The following is a 23,102-nucleotide window of genomic DNA, read 5'->3' on the forward strand; positions in this document are numbered from 1 at the left end:
CTCACCCAATTTCCTGTGAGAGGATTTTTATAAATCTTGTTTAACCTAATCTAAAGATAAAGCTTACAACTGTCCACATAACCTTACTTAATGAACTACGGACAATAGTAAGTGGTACATCTAAAATTCCTAAATATAGAAGTCCCATTAAGATAAGGGTTCCATATCTTTCGTACTGCATATATTTAAAGTATTTATCAGAAGGTAGAACTGCCCCTAGAACTTTAGAACCATCTAAAGGTGGAACTGGTATAAGATTAAATGCACCAAGCCCAATATTTATGATAAATAAATAATTTAAAAAATTAAATGTATATCTTATAAATGTCCCAGCATATCCTTCCGTAACCTTTAAAATTAATCCCATAGTAAAAATACTTATAAATGCAATAAAAAAGTTCATAATAGGCCCAGCAAGGGCCACCATTACCATACCTTTTTTTCTGTCTTTATAATAATAGGGATTAACACCTACAGGTTTTGCCCATCCAAAATGAAAAATTAATAGACAAATAGTACCTACAGGATCAAGATGGGCCAAGGGATTAATCGAAAGTCTACCCATATGCTTAGGGGTAGGGTCACCCAGTCTATATGAAACATAGCCATGTGCAAACTCATGCATAGATATTGCAATAAGTATTGCTGGTAAAGTGTAAATTAATTGACTTATAATATTATTCATTCCACACCATCCTTGGAAACAATATCACCGTCCTTAGAAATAATATTACTATCTTTAGATAGAATATCCATAAATTCTTCGCCAGTAATAGTCTCTTTTTCTAGTAAATAGCTTGTCAATTCGTGTAGTTTATCTTGGTTTTCTTTTAAAATGCCTATAGCTTTTTCATGGGCATTCTTAATAATAGATAGAACTTCTTCGTCAATCCTTGCGGCTGTTTCTGGAGAGCATATTAGAGATGCATCTCCTCCAAGATACTGATTATTTACCGTTTCTAAAGCCATCATATCAAAGCTTTTGCTCATTCCAAAGCGTGTAACCATGGCACGGGCAATTCTTGTCGCTTGTTCTATATCATTAGATGCTCCAGATGTAACAGTATTAAATATCAATTCTTCCGCAGCACGTCCTCCTGTGAAGGTGACTATCTTATTAAAGGCTTGTTCTTTGCTCATTAATGTACGTTCATCCTCTTCCACCTGCATAGTGTAGCCTAAAGCACCAGAGGTTCTTGGGATAATAGTAATTTTGTGAACAGGGGCAGAATCCGTTTGCTTTGCAGCCACCAAAGCATGGCCTATTTCGTGATATGCAATAATCTTTTTTTCTTTTGGAGATATTACTGCACCTTTCCGTTGATAACCTGCTATAACAACCTCAACAGATTCTTCTAAATCTTCTTGAGCAACTAAGCTGCGCCCCGATCTTACTGCACGTAGGGCCGCTTCATTCACAATATTAGCAAGCTCTGCACCAGAAGCTCCAGCAGTAGCTCTTGCAATGACATTAAAATCAATTTTAGATTCCATTTTTACTTTTTCAGCATGCACCTTTAGGATTGCTTCTCTCCCTGCAAGGTCTGGAAGTTCGACTGGAATACGTCTATCAAAACGTCCTGGACGCAATAAGGCCTTATCTAGTGTTTCTGGGCGATTAGTTGCAGCAAGGATAACGACTCCCTTTTTACCATCAAATCCATCCATTTCTGTAAGAAGCTGATTCAAGGTCTGTTCCCGTTCATCGTTGCCACCAATACCACCACTATCACGTTTTTTACCGATAGTGTCAATCTCATCTATAAATACTATACAAGGAGCTTTCTCATTGGCTTGTTTAAACAAGTCACGAACCTTTGCTGCACCCATACCTACAAACATTTCAACAAATTCAGATCCAGATATTGAAAAGAATGGTACATTAGCTTCACCAGCAACTGCACGAGCTAACAACGTTTTACCAGTACCAGGAGGTCCAACCAGTAACGCACCCTTAGGTAATACAGCTCCAATTTCTGCATATTTTTTAGGATTATGCAGAAAATCTACAATTTCGTTCAATGCCTCTTTAGCTTCATCCTGTCCTGCTACATCTGCAAAGGTTTTACCTGTTTTCGCCTGAACATAAATTTTGGCATTACTCTTGCCAAATGTCATAGCACTTGGGCCACCCATGCGCTTTCGCAGTTGTCTTGTTAAAATCTGTCCGATTCCGATAAATAAAACCATAGGAAGTATCCATGTAATAAGAAAATTCTGCAGCGGTGACTTTTCCTTTGGAATATCCTTGGTAAATTTCACATCTGCCTTATATAGACGATTTACTAAGTCTGGGTCTTCCATAAGTCCAGTAACATAGATATTGTTTTTTTCAGCCTCATTTTTCACAAGAAAAGCAATCTGATTACCTTCTATTTGAACCTGACTTACATCTCCATCTTCAACACGTTTTAAGAAAGTTCCATAATCAACTTCTTTTATGTGTTGATTTAAGAATTCTGGAAATACAAGCGCATTAAGCACCATCATTACTAGCATGACAATTACATAGTAGTAAATCAAAGGTTTTTTAGAATTTTTCTGTTTCTTCAATATTTTACCCCCTTTAAATTTTATAATAAATTTAAATTATCTTAATTAATTACATTGTAAATACATATATACTATATAACATAATTAATAATGTCAATATATTAATTTTAAAATAGCAAAATACCCTATAGAAAGGATACCCCTTCTTCTATTTTAAATTAAACTCCTTGCTTAAGAGTAATATTGCATAAAATGCGACTACATACTTTAAAATCCACCCATCTACTATTTGAAGCATTACGTAAAGCTCTCCAAACTCTAAAAACCTCATATAACTTACCTGTTGAGCTTGTCTAAGCTTTGGATAGGGCATTGGCTTAACATAATATTTACGTTGTACAAAAAGATCCCATGGCAATAGACTTTTTTTATTGTCTATTCCATAGGATCCATTATATATGTACGTTTTTTTATTAATATGTTTATTCTAATGTTTAAATCTCGAAACAGTTGTCTGTAACCCTTGGCTTATGTTACTACTTTTGCCATAATTAAAATATACACTAAAACTATTTTATACTCTACCTCTTTATATAATTACCTAGTTAAGTATAAATACAATAACTTAATTGTACTTTCTAGAGCATTATAATGAGTTCTTTCCATACCATGGGATGCATGTACCCCTGGTCCAATTAAAGCTCCTCTAATATTATTTCCTCCTCTTAGAGCTGCTACAACATCAGAGCCATACATAGGATAAATATCAACTGCAAAATTAATATCATTTTCTTTAGCAAGATTAATTAACTGAGTAGTCATATTATAATCATATGGTCCACCTGAATCCTTAGCACATATAGAAACATCATACTCGCTGCAGCTAAGATCATCACCTATACAACCCATATCTACAGCTATCATTTCCGTTATATCTTCTGGTATGTAGGAAGCCCCATGTCCAACTTCTTCGTATGTAGAAATCAATATTTTAGTAGTATACTCAGGAACTATATTTTCTCTGCTCATAAGCTCTAACAGAGATATTAAGCAAGCGACACTGCCTTTATCATCTATAAATCTAGACTTTACAAATCCACTTTCAGTTATTGTTGTTTTAGGATCTATAAATATAAAATCGCCAACAGCTATGCCTAGATCTTCTACATCTTTTTTAGATTTTACTACTTCATCTATCCTTATTTCCATGTTTTGAGTATCTCGCTTTTTAGAAGAACTATCTTCAAACACATGGGCAGCAGGACTTGTACTTAAAAATGTTCCTGTATATATTTTTCCATCTCTTGTCCTAATCGTGCAATACTCACTATCTAATGTAGGTACGATAGGTCCTCCAATTAGAGTGAATTTTAATGTACCATTACTAGTAATAGATCTAACCATAGCTCCCAATGTATCTACATGGGCAGATAAACCAATTACCTTATCACTACTTTTACCAGGTATATTAATTATTCCACAACCTTTATTAGTTGTTTCAAAGGCATATCCAAACTCTTTTACCCATACACTAATCTTGTCCATAATCTCAAAGCAAAATCCACTAGGACTGTCGAACTCCAATAATTCCTTTGCTTTCTGTAGTACGTATTCCCTATTAATTGTGATTTCCATCTTTGCTCCCCCATTATATTTTATTTTCGAACCAAATTTGTTACCTTCAGATCATTCTTTTGCGAAAAACAATTCAGACTATTATAATTAATATATTTTAATTATAACATTTATTCTTTATATTTCACATTTATCTCTTAGTACTATTTATATGAAATAAAAAATACTACATCTCTAAAGGTGTAGTACTTTTTAAAATATTATTTTTTTCCCTAACTGCATAGAATTCATTTTTATCATTCCTTTGCATTAGATTATATTTAAGTTTTTATGTCGTTTGAACTCGTGTTGTAGTAATTTTTCCATTTACTTTACTTAGGTTTTTAATTTTAAGGGTTGGGTTACTTACACCACATTCATTCAAAATATCTTGAAATACATGAAACTCTTTTCTCTTAATAACAACTTCAACTTTGTACCTTGTATCTTCATTATTACCTTGAGCACGAAAGTTATTAACTGTATAGCCTTCTATTCTAAGCTTTTCTGCAATTTTCATCATTTTGTTTTCATCGCTTAAAAATAAATCAACTTCTAAGATACCTAAAGCTAACCTATTTTCGATTATACCACCAATAATTACTCCTGCTGTTTTTCCTAAAGCATAAGAAATAGTAAAATGCATTCCATTAGAACTAGTTACTTTACTTACAATTGTTGCAAAAATCATAGAATCTATAAATACTAGAACATATACTGGATTCATGATGTTTTTTGACATTAGCATAGTTTTTAATGTTGCTAGTACATTAGTTAGAGAAGTTATTAAAAATAAACCTACAAGCGAAAATATAATTTCTTTTGTCACCTACACACCCCCTTCTTTTTTATTGTAATAAAATATGACACAACAAAAAACTAATATATTATATTAGTCCATAATCAGCTATTTATCTCGATTTCATGTATAAAAATAAACAGATATACTTTGTGAATCAAGTCACTTAAAAACTTTTAATTTAAATAGTTTATATTGGAATTTTAGAGTTTCTAGTGTAAGACAAGATAAGAATTGTATTCTTGTAGCACTTTGAAATAGAATGAAAAGTATCTTAATAATAATTTTGGAATTAGAGATAAGGTTATTTCGAAAAATTATTTTCTATACTTCTGTTCAGCTCCAGCCGATTATTTTGCCAATTTGCTTATTATATCACATTGTTCCGATGGATGTCAATATATAATTAATGTAAAATAAAAACATTCATCTTATTCCTGGTAGCAATTTACCTCATGTAACTAGCTCCCATGATATACTTGCTAGAAATACAACTGCATCTAGAAATGTTGTAATGGAAAGCTTAAGCTGTAGAAGTAGCAAGAAGAATATAAAGGTAATTCAATCTCCTAAATATAAACTATGCTATACCTTATAAGGTATAGCAAGTTTGTTGTTTTTAAATGTCTAGTACAAGCTCCACTGGACAATGGTCTGAGCCTAATATCTCATTATGTATATCTGCACTTGCTAGTTTATCCTTTAATCTTTCCGAAACACAGAAATAATCTATTCTCCACCCCGCATTATTTTTTCTAGCATTAAACATATAGGACCACCAAGTGTAAGCTCCTTCTTTCTCTGGGTAGAAATATCTATATGTATCAATAAAACCACTTTGTAAAAGTTTAGTAAATTTTCCTCTTTCTTCATCACTAAAACCAGCATTTTTTCTATTGCTATTTGGATTTTTAAGATCTATTTCATTGTGTGCAACATTTAGATCTCCACATACTATTACAGGTTTCTTTTTATCAAGATTATTTATATACTCCCTAAAGCAATCTTCCCACTGCATTCTGTAATCTAGTCTTGCCAGTTCTCTCTGAGAATTTGGAGTATATACAGTTATAACGTAATATTCCTCAAATTCTACTGTAATAACTCTTCCTTCATTGTCATGCTCTTCTATACCTAGTCCATAGGTCACAGAAATTGGTTCTTCCTTAGTAAAAATAGCAGTACCAGAATAACCTTTCTTTTCTGCATAGTTCCAATATTGGTAATATCCTTCAAGCTGTAAGTCTATCTGTCCTTCTTGAAGCTTGCTTTCCTGAATACAAAATATATCTGCATCTACTTCATTAAAATAATCTAAAAATCCCTTAGTAACACAGGCTCTTATTCCATTAACATTCCATGAAATTAGTTTTTTCATTCTGCTACTCCTCCCCTTAATTAATATATGTAGATATATTGTACCATTATTTTTTATATTAACCTAGGAATTATCATCTGCTTATAATAATCTAATTTCTTAAGAAACTGAAAGTAATGTTAAATTATGACTTATTATAATGTCTATCTATATTATATACTTTATATTCTTATTTTTAAATTTACTATCTATCTCTAGTTGAAAAAAGTCCTTCATATCCTGCAGTTCTTCTTTTGTATACACAAATTTACCATATCCAAATTGACCATATTTATATTTTCTTTCTTCATCATTCATAGGTAATGTGGTTTCTGGGAAAATTTGTAATATAGTATTTTTAGCTTTAGTAGTATATCTATGGGAAATAACCTCAAAGCCAATAGGTTTATCTATCCCCTTTGGTAAAGTTGTATATAGCATATCTATAAGTTTTCTATAGTCTTCTTTCCAATTATCATACATAAATACTGGAGCTATTATAAATCCTATAGGATACCCACTATCTGCAAGCTTTGCAGCAGCTTCTATTCTTCTTTTTACTCCTGCTGTATAATGCTCATAATCTTTTATTATTTTATCCGTATTTATACTAAATCTAACTTCCGTATGTCCATTATGTTTTGCATCTATTAAGCTATCTACATCATTATATTTAGTAACAAATCTAAACCTAGCAAATTCTTCTTTGCCAAAATATTCTATAGTTTTCCTCAGAGAATTAGTATATGGCTCTACTGGAATAGGATCAGAAGTGGCAGCTCCTTCAAATATAGTTATCTCTGGTTTTCTTTCATCTATATATTTTTTAGCTTGATTTAATATATCATCTACATTTACATGTACCCTTACAAAAGGTTTGTCACCTAGTTGAGTGTTTAAATAACAATATTCACATTGTCCCATACAGCCACTAACCAATGGAAGCTGATAATGGGCCGATGGCTTACAGCTTTGAAACTTAAGGCTCTTTTTTGTACCCACTACTAGAGTTTTTTTACCCTCCCTATATTTTTTATACATATCTTCCCCTGGTATATATTGATTAATTTTATTTGATGTAAGTTTTATAATTTCGACCTCTGGATCATTTCTAAATTTATCATATAATTCTTTACCTAATGGATAATCTAAGGATTCTTTTTCAAACAATACTCGATTTGGTATAAACATAAAAACAACTCCCTCCTAGTTTAAATATATTTTTACCTATGGAGAGGGTTATTATTAATTTAAATTTAGGATGTCTTAGCGCTATAACTATAAGGACGGAGTAAAATTGTTTGGCAAAATAAATATCACTTACTTATGTTGAGATTCACCTTAAAGTTTTACGAGCATTGTTTATAAACTGAATAACAAATATATTCAACAGTAAAAATTTTTAATTCTATTTTAACTCTGTGCTAAAATGGGATGTATCGTGATGTAGTTTTAAAAAGCAACAAAATAGGATAAGAAAATTTTACTTTTTATTGATATTATATAATTAACCTAGGTAAGCTTTTACTTGGAAGGAGGCCTCTGATGCACTATTTAAATTTAATACAGAAAACTTTAGACTATATTGATGATCATATACTAGAAAAAATAACCGTGGATGAACTAGCCAAAATATCAGGATTTTCAACATATCATTATTATAAAGTCTTTAACAGCTTTGTTGGCATGCCTGTAATGGAGTATATAACTAGGCGTAAACTTCAATATGCCCTCTATGATCTTAGTAATGGACAAAAAGTATTGGACATCGCCTTAACCTATGGTTTTGAAACCCATGCTGGTTTCACAAAGGCTTTCAAAAAATCCTTTGGATATCCTCCAAGCTTTTATAGAATGCACGCACCAATTGGTCTACTTAAAAGGATTGATCTAAAAAAATTAAGGGAAAATAAAACTGGAGGTATTATAATGCAGCCTAAAATAATTAACAGAGATTCCTTTAAAATAGTTGGATATGAATTTAAAACAACTCTACGAAATAATGCCCATTCTCGAGATATACCAGCTTTTTGGGATAACTGTAATCTTGAAGGTAAGGAAGCTACACTATATGAAACACAGTTACCCCCTAGACATGGTGAGTATGGTATTTGCGTGAATACCAATATGGAGACCGACGAGTTTTCCTATATTTTAGGAGTAGAAGTGACCAGCTTTGATAATGCTATGGCAGATATGTATAAGCTTGAGGTTCCATCGGCAACCTATGCTGTATTTACTACCCCTTCTGTTGAGGACCCTGATTTTGTAGATTCTATTCAAGGTACTTGGAAATATATACTAGAAGAGTGGTTTCCAAACTCTGGATATGAAATTGATGATACAAAACTAGATTTTGAGTTCTACGACGAACGTTGTCATCCTTGGGAATATAACAAAGTTTCTATGGAAATTTACGTTCCTATTAAAAAGATTTAATCAATATATTCTTAAGTTGACACTCTATTTTTATTAAAATAAAAATTTAATTATTGTATTATTAATATATTAACTTAGATTAGAGGTGGAATACTATGTTCAGCTTTTATAGTAAACTTTCTACAGAAGTATATGATATAGATAAACCTATTGGTCACTCTTTTGGAGATGTTGAATTTTATAGGGAAAGACTTGAAAATTTGGATGGAAGAATTCTTGAGCCAGCAGTTGGAACAGGTCGTATCTTAATTCCTCTATTGGAGGCAGGACTTACTGTAGACGGTATAGATGTTTCTTGTGAAATGCTAGATTTATGCAGATCTTATTGTAAAGAAAGGGAACTTAAATCTGAGCTTTATCAGGAAAATATGCAGTCTTTTTCTCTGCCACATAGATATGAAGCTATTATTGTTCCTACTGGTTCTTTTTTACTACTAGAGAATAGAAATGATTCTATTAATGCATTGAAATGCTTTTATGAACATCTTTCCCTAGGTGGCCGACTTATCATTGATATTTTTGTACAAACGAATTTTAAAACTGGGGTTACTTCAACAAGAACCTGGACCACTCCTACAGGAGATTTAATCACATTAAATGAAACACTTGTAGAAGTTAACTTTATAAATCAATATGCTGTATCTCACATGCGATATGAAAAATGGCGTAATAAAAAATTAATACAAACTGAATTAGAGCGTTTTCCACTCAGATGGTATGGAGTTGAAGAGTTTAGATTAATTCTCGAAAGTATCGGTTTTTCAGATATTATTATCTCCTCAGATTATAAATTTGGACAATATCCAACAAAAGAGGATCAAATTATTACCTTTGAAGCATATCGGAAATAGAGTTGATATCTAATATGAAGCTAATTGGTATATGCGTAATGATAATTGGGCTACTTATGCTATCACTAGCATAAGTAATATGAGATTTTGACATATTAGCAAATCTAAATTCATTAAACAAACATTTTTAACAAATAAAAAACATCTTTTCTAATAGAAAAAGAAAAGATGTTTTTTTATTTACTTATTTCTCGCTTTCTTAATTGTCAATGGGAGAACCACAGTATTGGCATTCAGCTAAACTACCTCTAATAACCCTATTATTAGCGCCACAGCCTTTACAAGCAACAACAGTCTCTGATGTATTAGTATTGGCATTCATGTTCCTGTTAGTATTCGTATTAATATTAGAATCAGTATTAAATGCCATATCCATTAAAGGCTGTAAGTTTTCAAATACTCTCCTTGCAGTATCAGGGTCAACATTACCACTAGTAGTAGTGGTAGAATGCACACTTGTATATACATTACTACGTGGTGCTTGATTACTATGTGATTGATGATTACTACGTTGTGCCTGATTACTACGCGTTTCTTGATTACTATGTACATTTCCATAATTTAATCTTTGCTCTCTAAGAAAAATAATTTCTCCTGTTGCTTCGTTAATATACATATCAGTTAAATGACCTTTATTAATCAAGTTTTGTATATCCTTTTTTGCAATCTTATATGATGTAGGTATTGTTGTCGCTATATTATTAATAGATGTTTCTTTATTACTTAAAATAATTGGTATGTATTTTCTAAGCTTATCTGCATTTTTTCTTCTTCTTTTTCTTCCGAAAAAAATAATGATTATTCCTGTAATAAAAATAGGTGCCAACCCAGAATAAGCACCTTCGGGAAGACCTCGAACCACAGTTTGAAACATAATAAGCCCCATAACCACAAATGTACCACCAACTACAATTGTTATAATGCCTGTGGAATTCGTATCCATTTTTTTTCGTTTCCAAATTAGAAATATTCCAACGGGGAACAGAAAAAAAGTTATTATACTGATTGCTGGAAAAGACAGCCACCACGGTATTTTAGGATTTGTAAAACTTTCTTGATTGTTACTATTATAGCTAGTAGAGTTTATTCCCATTTTATTTTCCTCCTTGCTTTTAATTCTACTAAAATTATTTTAATAACCTCCTCGTTTTGACTGAAGAGTTATCATATTTCTTTCTTTAATCATGGAAATAATATTATCTATATATTGTTTTACTTCAACTTCTTTCATTTCTTTATCGTTTAAATAGCTAGATAATAATGTTATTTTATTATTGATTTCTTTATCTAAAGCAGCATTTGTAGAAATCTTATCACTGTATTTTAAAATTTCATATAATTCATCAAGGTGGTTTCTATAAGATTGAAACTCTATGTTGCTTTTAAGAGAGAATGCAATATTTTCTCCATCCTGTAAACAACCTCTCTTATTTATATTCTTATTATTAGAGCCTTGGACACTAGATGATACTATAAACAAAGTTATACAAATAATAGCTGTAATACCCATTATTATAATTTGTACTGTAATAAAGCCGCCTATGTTATCATTAAATACTCTTTTTAAAAATAAGGAGACCAATGTAGTTAATATCCAATAACCACTCAATGCTGTAATTATTCCTGACCTAATAAGTGCCGTCTTCATATAAGCACTATTCATAGATAGTAACATCAATCCAGCAAACAAAGCAAATTCTGAAATCAATATAAAAATCAAGCTCGCATAATCAAGGCTTGTTCTTTCACCTTTTGAGAAGCCTACGAAAAAAATCACTAATGTAACAGTTGCTATTATTAAACATATTATAATATTTGCAACCAACCTTTTATTATTTTTCATCTGATCCCTCCTCATAGCTAAAAACTACATTTTATTACCACATTCCGGACAAAACTTAGGACTACCTTCTATTTCAAAATTACAGCTTGCACATCTTTTCATTAAGCTTATTCCACATTCTGGACAAAATTTATTTTTCCCTTTTATTGATGTGCCACAGTTAGAACATGGCTTTGGCATTGAAGTCCCACATTTATGACAATTATCAGCACCCATATTCACATCTGCTTTACACTCTGGACAAGGATTGTATGGGTCACCACATTCGGGACAGAATTTTACATTTTTATCATATTTATAATTACACTTACTGCACGTAATTAGTTCTTTATCTATTGAATTTTCGAAATTATATCCACATCGACCACAAAACTGTTTTTCTATTTTAAGAGTAGCATCGCAGTTAGGACAACTTTTTGTTTTAGCTGTTATATTTATATTTTCGACTATCCCACCAAATTGAGAACCAATAGCACCTCCCATACCAGCACCCATTCCTAAACCAATTCCAGCCCCTATTAGTCCAGATTGAGCTGAACCAGGATTAGTAGCAGCTCCCTCTAAAGTATCAAAGGAACGTTCTTGAGCATAGTTATATCCTACAATGTCCATTTCAGCTCGCTTTGCTAAAGCGTCTTTTAGTTTGGCCACCCCAGAATCATCTTCTGGAATATTTATGTCATTTACATAGAAATTAACTAGCTTTATTCCATATTCCGACATTATAGGCGCTATTTTTTCCTTTATATGTTCAGATAATTCATCAAGATATGCATTTATCTCCAAAACACTTACTTTTTTATGTACTAAATATGAAGATATAGCATCTCTTGCCTTTGTAAGATATATACCTCTAAAAAACCTTGTCAAATTATCTTTGTCAAATACAGGAAGGGTACCCACTAACTTCATTAAAAACTTTCTTGAATCTTCAATTTGAATCCCAAATTGACCAAAAGATCTCAGTGAAATAAATATTCCATATTTAGGATCCTGAAGTTGAATTGGTGTAGGTGTGCCCCATTTTACATCAAGGGAGACAATCTTGTTTATATACCAAATCTCCGCAATAAAAGGTGAACGTCCACCAAATGGAAGATTTATTATTCTATTTAAAAGTGGAATATTTGCAGTTTCCAAAGTATGTCTTCCAGCTGAAAATGAATCTAGAGCTTGCCCGCCTTTAAATAAGATAGCCTCCTGAGATTCATTAACAATAAGCTGTGTCCAAGTTCCCAGCTCTTCATTCGGATATTTCCAAGCAAATACATCTGGATTTCCATTATATTTTACAACATCTACTATTGCCATTATAAACACCTCTCTATATTAATTCTGAGATCTTAATTTAAATAAATATTAGTTTATTTTTACTTTATAATCTTTATTCAAATACCTTTGACTCTATGTAGTTTTTATAGTTAATTTCATTATTATATGTACTACTGTTTTATATTGCAATCTATACTTTTCGACATATTTTCATTTTATTCCTTCATAACCCTAAAATTCATCATGAATTTTAAACCGCAAAATTCGACAAAATATACCTGCCTATTTGGTAGATATATTATTACTAAAAATTTTTACAATTTCTTGATAGATAATATATTATAGAATACGAAGTATTAAGTGTCCGGACAAATTAAACAGTAAACCTATGAAAGGAGGGAACTGAATGAGGAGGATTACAGAAGAAAATTTTATTGATCGGCTAAAAAGCAGGGACGAAAAAGCTCTAGAATATGTTATAGATACTTACGGATGGGTTATTAAATCCATTGTTAGGAAACATTTATATAACTTAGAAAGTCATCAAGAAGAATGTATAAACGATATACTTTTAGGAATTTGGAACAATATATATAGTTTTAATAAAGATAAAAGTACTTTTAAAAGTTGGGTAGCGGCAATATCAAAATATAAAACTATTGATTATAGACGTAAGTATTTAAGAGATTTAAAAAATGAAAATATAGACAATATAAAAATAATATCAGATGATGACGTTTTTAAAGAAATTACTAAAAAAGATTTAGACAGAGATTTAGATGAATTATTAAATTGCTTAAAAAATGAAGATAAAAATTTATTTCTTAGATTATATGTTGAAGAACAAGATGTTTCCCATATAAGCAAGGTAACAGGATTGAAAAAAGATGTAATTTATAACAGAGTATCTAGAGGAAAAAGAAAACTTAAAAGTATGTTTAATGTTATAGAGAGGAGATAAAAAATGAAAAAAAATATATATGATCTGTTAAATGAGGTTGAAATAGATTTAAATGAATACAATAAAGAGGAATTTACTGATATTGAAAAAAGAAAAATAAAGAATATCTTTAAAAAATCTATAAAAAGAAATACTACTCTATATAAAAAATATGTATCAACTGCTTCCATAGGTCTATTAGTAGTAACATTATTTACAACTAATTTAGGTCATAATGTTTTAGCATATGCAAATACCCTTGCTTACGATATAGCCAGTTACTTAGGAATAGAAAAAAGCTTAGATGAATATAAAACAGTTGTAAATCAGTCAATATCTAAGAATGGTCTAACTGTTCAATTAAACGAAGTTGTTTTAGACAATGATCAGTTAGTGGTTTCAGCTACTTCCAAATATAATGAGAAATTAGAAAATGGTTCATTTTCGTTAGATTCTAGTATTTATATAAACGGAAAAAGAGTAATTAGTGGAGGCAACGGAAGTTCAAAACAAATAGATGATTATACCGTAGAAGAAGTGATGTTTCATAACGTAAAAAATGATATCGATGGTGACTTAGATTATTTAAATGGTGACTTAAATGTTAAAGTGGTATTCTCAGATCCAATTATTAATGAGAAAACAATTTCAGGGCAATGGGTGTTTGAATTTAAAACTAATGGCGATGAATTAGCTTTAAATACTAAGGAGATTTTACTTGATTATAGTTTTAAGCTTGATAATGACCAAGAGATTATACTAAAAAAATATACTAGTAATAATTTAGGACAAAAAATCTATTTCTCAAAAGGATCAGAAGGTATTTATTACGATATGCTGTTAAAAGGACATGATGATTTAGGAAATCAAGTCGAATTTTCTATGACTAGTGCAACTGCCCATAATGGAATGTTTCAATTAGAAACTATTAATGGAAATCTTGATGAAAATGCAAAAAAACTATATCTTACTCCTTATGCTGTTAAATTTCCTGATAAAAGTGGCAGAATGAGTAATGACTTCAAAAAAGTTGGAGAAGAGTTTACAATAGGTTTATTAAAATAGTTAATAAATAATAGTAGGGCAATGTTATAATATTGCCCTACTTATTTAAATCAAAATTATTGTTCATTTTCTTTAACAGCTTAAGAAATATATCTTTTTCTTCTTTAGAGAAGTTCTTATATGCTGTTAAATATACTTTTTTAGAAATATCATTGAATTTATCTTCTATTGACTTGCCTTTTTCGGTAAGTACTATGTAAGTTACTCTTCTATCTTCTTGACATTTTTCCTTTTCTACATATCCTAATTTTGATAACTTATTGATTAATACGGTAATAGTAGACTTGTCTTTTCCTATTAATTCTCCTATTTCCTTCATGCTTAATTTTCCATCATTGTCGTACAGTACTGTAAGTATATTCCCATAGGAAGGTACTAAATCATCTAGCTCTTCTTCTTTAAGTTCTCTTTCAATAAATTCAGTCATTTTTTTCTTAGTTTTGCTTATGAAATATACTATATATTTATCATTCATAACTAGACTCCCATTCTAATGTATAATTTAAATTATATATTTAATTATAATATTGTATAAACTATAAAGCAATTTACTTGATATAGTTTGATATCCAACTATATTTTTGTTATAATTAGTTTTATATAAAACTATATTTTATAGGAGGATTTTTAAAATGATCAATAATACATATAATGCACTGTTAGTATCAGAAACGGAAGAAAAAAAATTTAAAAGAGAAATTGTAGCTAAACAAATTGAAGACCTACCAGAAGGAGACGTAATAATAAATGTAAAATATTCTTCATTAAACTATAAAGACGCTCTTTCTGCTACAGGTAATCGTGGAGTTACCAAAAACTATCCGCACACTCCAGGAATTGATGCGGCAGGTATCGTAGCTGAAAGCACTAATGATAACTTTAAGATTGGAGACAAGGTGATTGTAACAGGATATGATTTAGGAATGAATACGTCCGGAGGATATGGAGAATATATTAGAGTTCCTGCTGAATGGATTGTAAAACTTCCTGAAAATCTTTCTCTTAGAGAAAGTATGATATATGGAACTGCTGGATTTACAGCTGCTCTATCAGTCTATAAACTAGTTAACTCAGGTGTAAAACCTAATGATGGACCTATATTAGTAACAGGATCAACAGGAGGAGTAGGTAGTATAGCTATTTCAATCTTAAGTAAGATTGGATATAATGTAATTGCTGCCACAGGAAAAGCTTCTGAAAAAGAAATGCTATTAGGAATTGGTGCAAAGGACATAATTGATAGGAAAGAAGTAGATGACGATTCTCAGAGAGCACTTTTAAAGGGTAGATGGGCAGGAGTAATAGATACAGTAGGCGGAAATATGTTAGCCACAGCAATTAAATCAACTAATTACGGGGGTGTTGTAACATGCTGTGGGAATGTTGCATCTCATGAATTGTCAACATCAGTCTATCCCTTTATTCTACGAGGAGTAACATTATTTGGAATCGATTCTGTTCAATGTCCTATGGATATTAGACTTAAAATTTGGGATAAATTATCCTCAGATTGGAAGCTTAATAATTTAAATGATAATGTAGATGAAGTTTCCCTAGAAGGATTAAGTAAAAAAATAGATATGATCTTAGAAGGTACACATAAAGGTAGAACTATAGTTAATCTTAATTTATAAATTAATGCCTACTATATACCAATGTATATTAAAATTGATGGGCCTCTAAAAACAATGATCCACCAGCTAAGTTGGTGGATCATTATTTCTATTTTGCTTTTGACCATTATTCAAAATGTGATAAGAAAACTTTCATTTCAACAGTTCTTACTTCTTTCGTTTCATAATCAAAACTTACACTCATATAAACCTTATTTATATCAAATGATATAATAGCAACACTTCCATCTGGATTTGTAAATTCCTTGTAGTCTTCCATTTTTTCTTCAAATGCTTTTTTTACATCTTCTAGCTTCATTCCTTTAAGGTTAACATTATCTACTAAAATATTGTCTGTATCATAGCTTCCACTCCAGGAAGGATCTTTATATACTATTTCATATTCATTAACAATACATTCTTCCAAAGGAATAGTATTCTTAGTATTATTTAGAAAACTTACCATACCTACTATGCTATTGTCCTTGCTCACATAAGCAGCTACATCATAGGTCATAGTTGGCATTGCTTCTCCCGCAATATCCTCTTCTAAGCTTTTGTCTAAGGTTACTCTATAACCTGCATCAATAAAGGTTTGCAATGTTGACTGCCCAAGTAAAATTTCAGTACCATCCACATTTATATTCAGTGGTTCAAAAGTAGGTCTTTTCTCGCCACAGCCTACAATTGAAAATACTAAAAACATACTTAATAAAATCATTAATCTTTTTTTTGCTTTTAACATATGACTATCCCCTTTGCTGAAATAATATTATAAGCTTGGATATTTAGATAGTTAAAATATCCACAAGTACAATCATACTAAGTTATAATGGAAAAATCAAGAATATAAATGGAAAAACCAAGAATATAAATCGTAAACAAATTTAATAAAGAAGTGTAAATATACTTCTTTAAAACTACCGCAAAAAACCGCATTGCACATAATAAAAGCCCTACCTCACCTTATAAATCAAGGAGAAATAGGACTTTCTATACTGGACTAGTCGGTATTCGTCGCCACGACGCACTGATTATGAGTGTCTACTTTAATTACACTCCAAGAGAATATCTTAATATCTTATTTACATGAAGTTCTACAGTGTTTAAAACTTCTATTTCAAGATCTGCTTCAGAAATAATTAGTGGTAATTCTGTGCATCCTAATATTACACCTTCTACATCATACTTCTTGATAATATTAATAAGCTTTTCTTTGCTATTATCACGAAATATATCTATAGCCAACTCATCAAAAATAATATCATTGATTAATACTCTTTCATCTTCAGATGGAACAATTACATCTATTCCGAACTGATTTAAGTAATTCTCATAAAAACCATTTTCCATTGTGTATTTTATACCTAACAACAAAATCTTTTTCAATCCTTTTTTCTTTGCCTTTTCTCCAACAGCCTCTACAATGCTAATCATAGGTAGTTTAGTAAGATTCTTTACTTCATCATATACTGAATGTGGTGAATTTGCAGACATAATTATAAAATCTGCCCCACTATTTTCTAGTGAATATATGCCTTCCATTATATACTTAATATAGCCCTCTTTATCTCCATTATCCTCAAAGTCGGTAAATTTTTGAAAGTCTAAGCTGTATATAATTATTTCTGGATAATAATAATCCCCTTTAAGCTCATAATATTTCTTTAATATAAGCTCATAATACTTAATAGTTGACTCATGACTTATTCCACCTAATATCCCAATTTTTTTTGGCAGTTTAGTTTCTACGGTTTTAAGTCTAAAAGAATGATCATCTATTGCCTTTGAAATAGCTAACACTCCGTTTAAATGATCGTATTCATGCTGCAATAATTCAGAAATATCTCCTTCGACTTCCATTACGTTATCGTTCCAATCCAAATCTTTATAGTGTATTTTGCAACGATTATATCTTTTTACTTTTATAAGTAAATTGGGGAAGGACATACAATCATCCCATACCTCTATCATTTCATTATCTAAAAACTCTAATTTAGGATTAATAAAGATGGTTTCACAGTCATTAATGTTCATGTAGATGATTCGTTTAAAATATCCAAGTTGAGGAGCAGCTATTGCTCTTCCATATTCATATTTTTCTCTAAAATCCATTAAAGTATCGTGTAAATCTTTAATAATGTGTTTAACATCTCTAATCTCTTCATATCTAACTTCCTCAGATATTTTGTATAAATCTTCGTTACCTAATAATAATACTTGCTTTACTGGCATATTATCTCTCCTTCACTTATAAAATTGGTTACGTAATATTAATAAGCAAATATTATGCCAAATGTAAAATTTCATATGGAGTCTTATTCTATGCTAATTTAAAACCATATTAGTACATTCTAATCTTTAAGACTTTATCATTATTGAGAATTATCATTTATTAAAATACCATATATACATGATTTCTGTTGTAATTAACAATTTATCATTTTTGATAAATTTATCATTTCTGATAACTTATCTATCCTATATATTATACTTTTTAATTTTTCTATATAAAGTAGCTATACTGACACCTAATTTTTCAGCTACCATTTTCTTTCCTTCTACGCTCAAACCATAGGTATTTAAATATTCTTTAATCAATTGTCGTTCTACGTCATCCAAATTAGTATTTATTTCTATGTCAGATTTTTTATTAATTAATATCTTATTAGGTAGATGTTCAACAGAAATAATTTCATTGCTATTTAACATATTTACACTATACTCTGCAACATTTTCTAACTCACGTATATTGCCTGGCCACTCATATGTATATAAATATTTCCAAATTTCCTCAGAAATCACTGTAACTTTCTTATCAAAAATAATTCCATATTTTTTTAGAAAATGAAGGAATAAAGTTTTAATATCCTCTTTTCGTTCTCTTAATGGTTTAATATTTATTGGAATAACATTTAACCTGTAATACAAATCTCCTCTAAATACATTTTCCCTAATCATTTCTTCTAAGTTTTTATTTGTAGCAGCTACAATCCTAATATCAAGTAACTTCTCTTGAAGATCTCCAAGCTTAACTATGCTTTTATCTTCAATTACTCTCAAGATCTTAGCTTGCATATATAAAGGCATATCACCAATTTCATCTAAAAACAGTGTTCCCCCATCTGCCAGCTCAATTTTCCCAATTTTGCCCTTTGGATTTGCCCCTGTAAATGCTCCCTTACTATATCCAAAAAGTTCGCTTTCCAATAATGTATCCGGTATAGCAGCACAATTGACAGCAACAAATGGATTGTTAGAACGATTACTTTCATTGTGAAGAGCTCTTGCTACTAATTCTTTTCCTGTTCCACTCTCACCTGTTATCAATACTGTTGATTCTGATGAGGCAACAGTACTAATTTTTCTCTTTAATTCCTTTACTATATTTGAATTTCCAACAATATCATCCAATCCAATATTATGCTTAGAACCTGATAACTCTAAAAATTGTTCTTTAAGAGTTTCTTTGGATGTGAAAACAATTACTTCATTAATTTCTTGATCTCCATAATTAACATCATATCTTTCTCCAACCACTATAAATGTATTACCATTATATTCAATCTTATATTCCTGTAGTTTTAATACCATATTTCCAGTTTCCTTAATACTTATCCTATTACTTAAATGATTATTGATATTTAGTATTTTTTTAGCATAACTATTATAATTTACAATATTATGATTACTATCTATTGTTATAACACCCTCGTTAAGTTTATTTAAAACATTATCCAATAAATCCAAAACCTTTAATTTTTTTCTTTTCTCCAGCTCTTCAATTAGCCTTGATTCCAATAATTTAGCCATCTGTTCAATAAATATTATATATGTGGTTTTATTATTTACTATATGTTCTTTCTGTTCTTTATTAATACATACACATTCTATAGTACCAATAATTCTTTTACCAAATCTTATAGGAATTGAAATTTCCATTGTTTCTTTACAAAGCTCTTTCTTATTACAATTATTACAGATCAAATTTTCTCTAGGATTCTCAATAACTGCATTTTTTCCTGTCCTAAAGACTCTCTTAGTAATATAAGCATAGTCCTTTATATTTTCATTTATTTTGTTTTTCCAATATCCTGTTCCTGCAACACGATTATATTGATAATCTATAATCTGTACGTCCACTTTTAACACTTCAGATATTGCTTGAACAAAATAAATCAATTCATTTTGAACAAATGAAAATAATTGTTCCATTCCTATCACCTCGTAATTCTTCTATAGTTTGGATTTTTTCTAAAAAACCTACTCTAATAGAGTAACCATAATACCTATACCTATAAATCAGCTTTTATATAATTTTTTTCAACAGCTAACCTTAGTGTAAAATACAACATCACACCATTCTCCGTATTCTTCACACCATAATCACTATTATGAAGTTCTAAAATATTCTTCACAATTGATAATCCAAGTCCTGTTCCTCCAAATTCACGATCTCTTGATTCCTCTACACGATAAAATCTATCCCAAATATGATTTAACTTGTCTTCTTGAATCCCATCTCCTTCATTTTCAACAGTGATATAAATTTCATCTTCATTATATTTCCTTATGCCGATGTTAATAAAACCTCCTAATTTCGTATGTCTTATGGCGTTACTAATAATATTGGTTATAACCTGCTCTATTCTTTTTTTATCTGCCCTAACCATAATTTCTTCGGTACTATACATGTAATTAACTTTAATATCTTTTTCCTTTAACTGTTGCATAAACCTATTTTCTACTAATTGTATTAGTAAATCTATATAAAAGTTTTCCTCTACCAATAGATATGCTTTAGACTCAAGCTTAGACAAATCTAGCATATCTAATACAAGAGTATCCATTTTTTCGATCTCTTCTAATATAACATCTATATAGTAATCCTTTTTCTCAATTGCAACCTCATCTTTAAGCCCTTCTGTAAAACCTCTCATAATTCCTAATGGAGTTTTTAATTCATGTGAAGCACTAGATACAAATTCTTTTCTCATTCTCTCTAAGGTCCGTTCTTTTTCTATCTCAACTCTAAGCTTCTCGTTTGTATCCTGCAGAGTTTTCATGTTTTTATTTAGATTTGAAGCCAATATATTTATACTATTAGCTAGATTTCCAATTTCGTCATTAGATCTAACATTGCATTCTACTGAGAAATCTAATTCCGCCATTTTTATGGCTGCATTATTTATTTTTATTAGGGGATTAGCTATAAGCTTAGAATAAATATAAGACAAAATAATAATTATTAATATTGCTACTAAAAATCCATAAATATAATAGTCCTTCATTACTCCTATTGCCTCACCTACAGGCTGTAGAGAAGACATAGTAAATACCATTTCCTTTAATTCGCCCTTATCGAAAATAGGTTTTATCATAACAATATTATCTATTCCATTCATAGGACTTTTGTATTTATAGCTAATTATTTCTTCATTTTCTATGGCAAAACCATCACTCTTTGAAATCCAAAACCAATTATCCATTGCAGACCAAAACATATCTTCTCTATATGGCATAATAAAATCCTTCTGTGTTGGAAAATTTAATTCTACTATATTTCCTTTAATTTCTCGCATATCTATCCGGATCGTTTCTTTCCTAAGGTTACTGATATTAACGGCGAAACTAGTTGGTGTTTTTTTTAATACTTCCAGACTATTTTCCTTACCTTGAATACTAGATGGATATATAATATTATGTTCATTATTTGAATAAACTCCTTTAATTACGATTGGATCTCCTATTGAAAGATTTAATTTTTGTATTGTCTCCATTAAAATCATATTGTTTAAAGGAACCATTACTTCATTTTTATCTTCTGTTTCAATAATTAGATTAAATAGTGGAATATGCCTAGTTATAGCCTTATCATCTAATATTGCAATTTGAGCATTATTATTATTTATAAAATTACTAATATTTTTCGTTATTGCTATTTGGTCCCAACCCTCTTTATTATATTTTTTAGCGAACTCTTCTAAATTCTTTTCCAATTTACTGATTTTGTGATTTATATAAAATTTTTCAAAAAACATGGATTGGCTAATTACTACAATCATAAAAAATAATATAAAGAAGATAGTTGTTATTATAAAAAGCTTAAAGGTAATACTATTTCTTTTCATTCGTTCACCTCAAATTTATAGCCTACTCTATTAACCGTATTAATATATTTCGCCTTATCCTTTAGTTTGTATCTTAGCTTTTTTATATGAGTATCAATAGTACGCAAATCTCCAAAGTAGTCATATCCCCAAACATGATTTAAGATATTCTCCCTTGTTAATACCATTTCTTTATTTTGAATCATATACACTAGTAAATCAAATTCCTTCGGAGCAAGTTCTATTAGCTCATTATCTACTTTAACCGTACGGGATAATTTATTAACTTCAATATCTGCACATAAAATTAAACCATTATCATTAACTACATTTCCTTCAGCTCTTTTAAGAAGCATTTTTGATTTTGCAACTAATACTCTTGGGCTAAAGGGCTTAGTCATATAGTCATCTGCCCCTAACTCGTATCCCATAAGCTTGTCATCTTCATCAGATCTAGCAGTTAGCATAATAATAGGTACTCCCGATTCCTTTCGAATCCTTTTACATACAGACCATCCATCTATTTCTGGTATCATTATATCTAGAATCACTAAATGAATACTGTTAGTATCAAATATCTCTAAGGCATCTCTTCCATTAGCTGCTTCAAATATTGTAAAATCTTCACGTTTGAAATAGTCCACTAATATTTCTCTCATTCTTTTTTCATCTTCTATCAATAATAAATTTCTATACATAAAAGCTC

Annotated in this window: 21 protein-coding genes; 5 read left to right on the forward strand and 16 right to left on the reverse strand. The window is 30.2% G+C overall.

What is annotated here, in order from left to right; all coding sequences use genetic code 11:
• Window positions 1-40 precede the first annotated feature (40 nt).
• The 7 genes from HYG84_RS01975 to splB form a co-directional block, all read right to left on the reverse strand.
• Window positions 41-685, reverse strand: coding sequence for a site-2 protease family protein (locus HYG84_RS01975; RefSeq protein ID WP_212380316.1), 645 nt, complete (start codon window positions 683-685; stop codon window positions 41-43).
• On the reverse strand, window positions 682-2,553 hold the full coding sequence (gene ftsH / locus HYG84_RS01980; protein ID WP_212380319.1) for an ATP-dependent zinc metalloprotease FtsH: 1,872 nt from the start codon (window positions 2,551-2,553) through the stop codon (window positions 682-684). Before ftsH ends, HYG84_RS01975 begins: the two co-directional genes overlap by 4 nt.
• A gap of 148 nt (window positions 2,554-2,701) precedes the next feature.
• Complete coding sequence (locus tag HYG84_RS01985) at window positions 2,702-2,911, reverse strand: hypothetical protein (RefSeq protein WP_212380322.1); 210 nt, start codon at window positions 2,909-2,911, stop codon at window positions 2,702-2,704.
• A 179-nt stretch (window positions 2,912-3,090) separates the two neighbouring features.
• On the reverse strand, window positions 3,091-4,128 hold the full coding sequence (locus tag HYG84_RS01990; RefSeq protein WP_212380325.1) for a M42 family metallopeptidase: 1,038 nt from the start codon (window positions 4,126-4,128) through the stop codon (window positions 3,091-3,093).
• 268 nt (window positions 4,129-4,396) lie between these two features.
• Window positions 4,397-4,936, reverse strand: a complete 540-nt coding sequence (locus HYG84_RS01995; RefSeq protein WP_212380327.1) for a DUF5698 domain-containing protein — start codon at window positions 4,934-4,936, stop codon at window positions 4,397-4,399.
• A gap of 589 nt (window positions 4,937-5,525) precedes the next feature.
• Window positions 5,526-6,284 (reverse strand): exodeoxyribonuclease III, encoded by a 759-nt coding sequence (locus HYG84_RS02000; RefSeq protein WP_212380331.1) that lies wholly within the window; start codon window positions 6,282-6,284, stop codon window positions 5,526-5,528.
• A gap of 147 nt (window positions 6,285-6,431) precedes the next feature.
• A complete protein-coding gene (gene splB, locus HYG84_RS02005; protein WP_212380333.1) occupies window positions 6,432-7,454 on the reverse strand; it encodes a spore photoproduct lyase in 1,023 nt (340 codons plus the stop codon).
• 354 nt (window positions 7,455-7,808) lie between these two features.
• Between splB and HYG84_RS02010 the strand changes: the two genes are divergently transcribed.
• Window positions 7,809-8,702 (forward strand): AraC family transcriptional regulator, encoded by an 894-nt coding sequence (locus HYG84_RS02010; RefSeq protein WP_212380336.1) that lies wholly within the window; start codon window positions 7,809-7,811, stop codon window positions 8,700-8,702.
• A 95-nt stretch (window positions 8,703-8,797) separates the two neighbouring features.
• A complete protein-coding gene (locus tag HYG84_RS02015) occupies window positions 8,798-9,553 on the forward strand; it encodes a class I SAM-dependent methyltransferase (RefSeq protein WP_212380339.1) in 756 nt (251 codons plus the stop codon).
• 199 nt (window positions 9,554-9,752) lie between these two features.
• Here HYG84_RS02015 and HYG84_RS02020 read toward each other — a convergent pair whose 3' ends face one another.
• Genes HYG84_RS02020 through HYG84_RS02030 form a run of 3 tightly spaced genes read right to left on the reverse strand, consistent with a single transcriptional unit; the run spans window position 9,753 to window position 12,707 of the window.
• The gene (locus HYG84_RS02020) at window positions 9,753-10,646 is read right to left on the reverse strand and encodes a hypothetical protein (protein ID WP_212380342.1); all 894 of its coding nucleotides are present in this window, start codon (window positions 10,644-10,646) and stop codon (window positions 9,753-9,755) included.
• A 39-nt stretch (window positions 10,647-10,685) separates the two neighbouring features.
• Window positions 10,686-11,396 (reverse strand): hypothetical protein, encoded by a 711-nt coding sequence (locus tag HYG84_RS02025; protein WP_212380344.1) that lies wholly within the window; start codon window positions 11,394-11,396, stop codon window positions 10,686-10,688.
• 24 nt (window positions 11,397-11,420) lie between these two features.
• A complete protein-coding gene (locus tag HYG84_RS02030) occupies window positions 11,421-12,707 on the reverse strand; it encodes an SPFH domain-containing protein (protein ID WP_212380346.1) in 1,287 nt (428 codons plus the stop codon).
• A 367-nt stretch (window positions 12,708-13,074) separates the two neighbouring features.
• Between HYG84_RS02030 and HYG84_RS02035 the strand changes: the two genes are divergently transcribed.
• Both HYG84_RS02035 and HYG84_RS02040 read left to right on the forward strand, forming a co-directional pair.
• Window positions 13,075-13,629: a sigma-70 family RNA polymerase sigma factor gene (locus HYG84_RS02035; protein ID WP_212380348.1), complete on the forward strand. Its 555-nt coding sequence runs from the start codon at window positions 13,075-13,077 to the stop codon at window positions 13,627-13,629.
• A gap of 3 nt (window positions 13,630-13,632) precedes the next feature.
• The gene (locus HYG84_RS02040) at window positions 13,633-14,673 is read left to right on the forward strand and encodes a DUF4179 domain-containing protein (protein ID WP_212380350.1); all 1,041 of its coding nucleotides are present in this window, start codon (window positions 13,633-13,635) and stop codon (window positions 14,671-14,673) included.
• Window positions 14,674-14,710: 37 nt separating this feature from the next.
• Here HYG84_RS02040 and HYG84_RS02045 read toward each other — a convergent pair whose 3' ends face one another.
• Window positions 14,711-15,148 (reverse strand): MarR family winged helix-turn-helix transcriptional regulator, encoded by a 438-nt coding sequence (locus HYG84_RS02045; RefSeq protein ID WP_212380352.1) that lies wholly within the window; start codon window positions 15,146-15,148, stop codon window positions 14,711-14,713.
• A 157-nt stretch (window positions 15,149-15,305) separates the two neighbouring features.
• Between HYG84_RS02045 and HYG84_RS02050 the strand changes: the two genes are divergently transcribed.
• Window positions 15,306-16,307: a YhdH/YhfP family quinone oxidoreductase gene (locus HYG84_RS02050; RefSeq protein WP_249168694.1), complete on the forward strand. Its 1,002-nt coding sequence runs from the start codon at window positions 15,306-15,308 to the stop codon at window positions 16,305-16,307.
• 106 nt (window positions 16,308-16,413) lie between these two features.
• On the opposite strand, the gene HYG84_RS02055 is transcribed toward HYG84_RS02050, so the two are convergent.
• From HYG84_RS02055 to HYG84_RS02080, 5 genes are all read right to left on the reverse strand, one after another.
• A complete protein-coding gene (locus tag HYG84_RS02055) occupies window positions 16,414-17,031 on the reverse strand; it encodes a hypothetical protein (protein WP_212380354.1) in 618 nt (205 codons plus the stop codon).
• Window positions 17,032-17,339: 308 nt separating this feature from the next.
• Entirely contained in the window at window positions 17,340-18,521 is a 1,182-nt protein-coding gene (locus tag HYG84_RS20595; protein ID WP_330655548.1) for an amino acid racemase, read from the reverse strand.
• A gap of 246 nt (window positions 18,522-18,767) precedes the next feature.
• The gene (locus HYG84_RS02070; RefSeq protein WP_212380356.1) at window positions 18,768-20,501 is read right to left on the reverse strand and encodes a sigma-54 interaction domain-containing protein; all 1,734 of its coding nucleotides are present in this window, start codon (window positions 20,499-20,501) and stop codon (window positions 18,768-18,770) included.
• A gap of 80 nt (window positions 20,502-20,581) precedes the next feature.
• On the reverse strand, window positions 20,582-22,417 hold the full coding sequence (locus HYG84_RS02075; protein ID WP_212380358.1) for a HAMP domain-containing sensor histidine kinase: 1,836 nt from the start codon (window positions 22,415-22,417) through the stop codon (window positions 20,582-20,584).
• A complete protein-coding gene (locus HYG84_RS02080) occupies window positions 22,414-23,094 on the reverse strand; it encodes a response regulator transcription factor (RefSeq protein WP_212380360.1) in 681 nt (226 codons plus the stop codon). The genes HYG84_RS02075 and HYG84_RS02080 overlap by 4 nt, the downstream gene beginning before the upstream one ends.
• Between the last annotated feature and the right edge of the window lie 8 nt (window positions 23,095-23,102).

This window comes from Alkaliphilus sp. B6464 (genome assembly GCF_018141165.1).
Taxonomy (GTDB): Bacteria; Bacillota; Clostridia; order Peptostreptococcales; family Natronincolaceae; genus Alkaliphilus_B.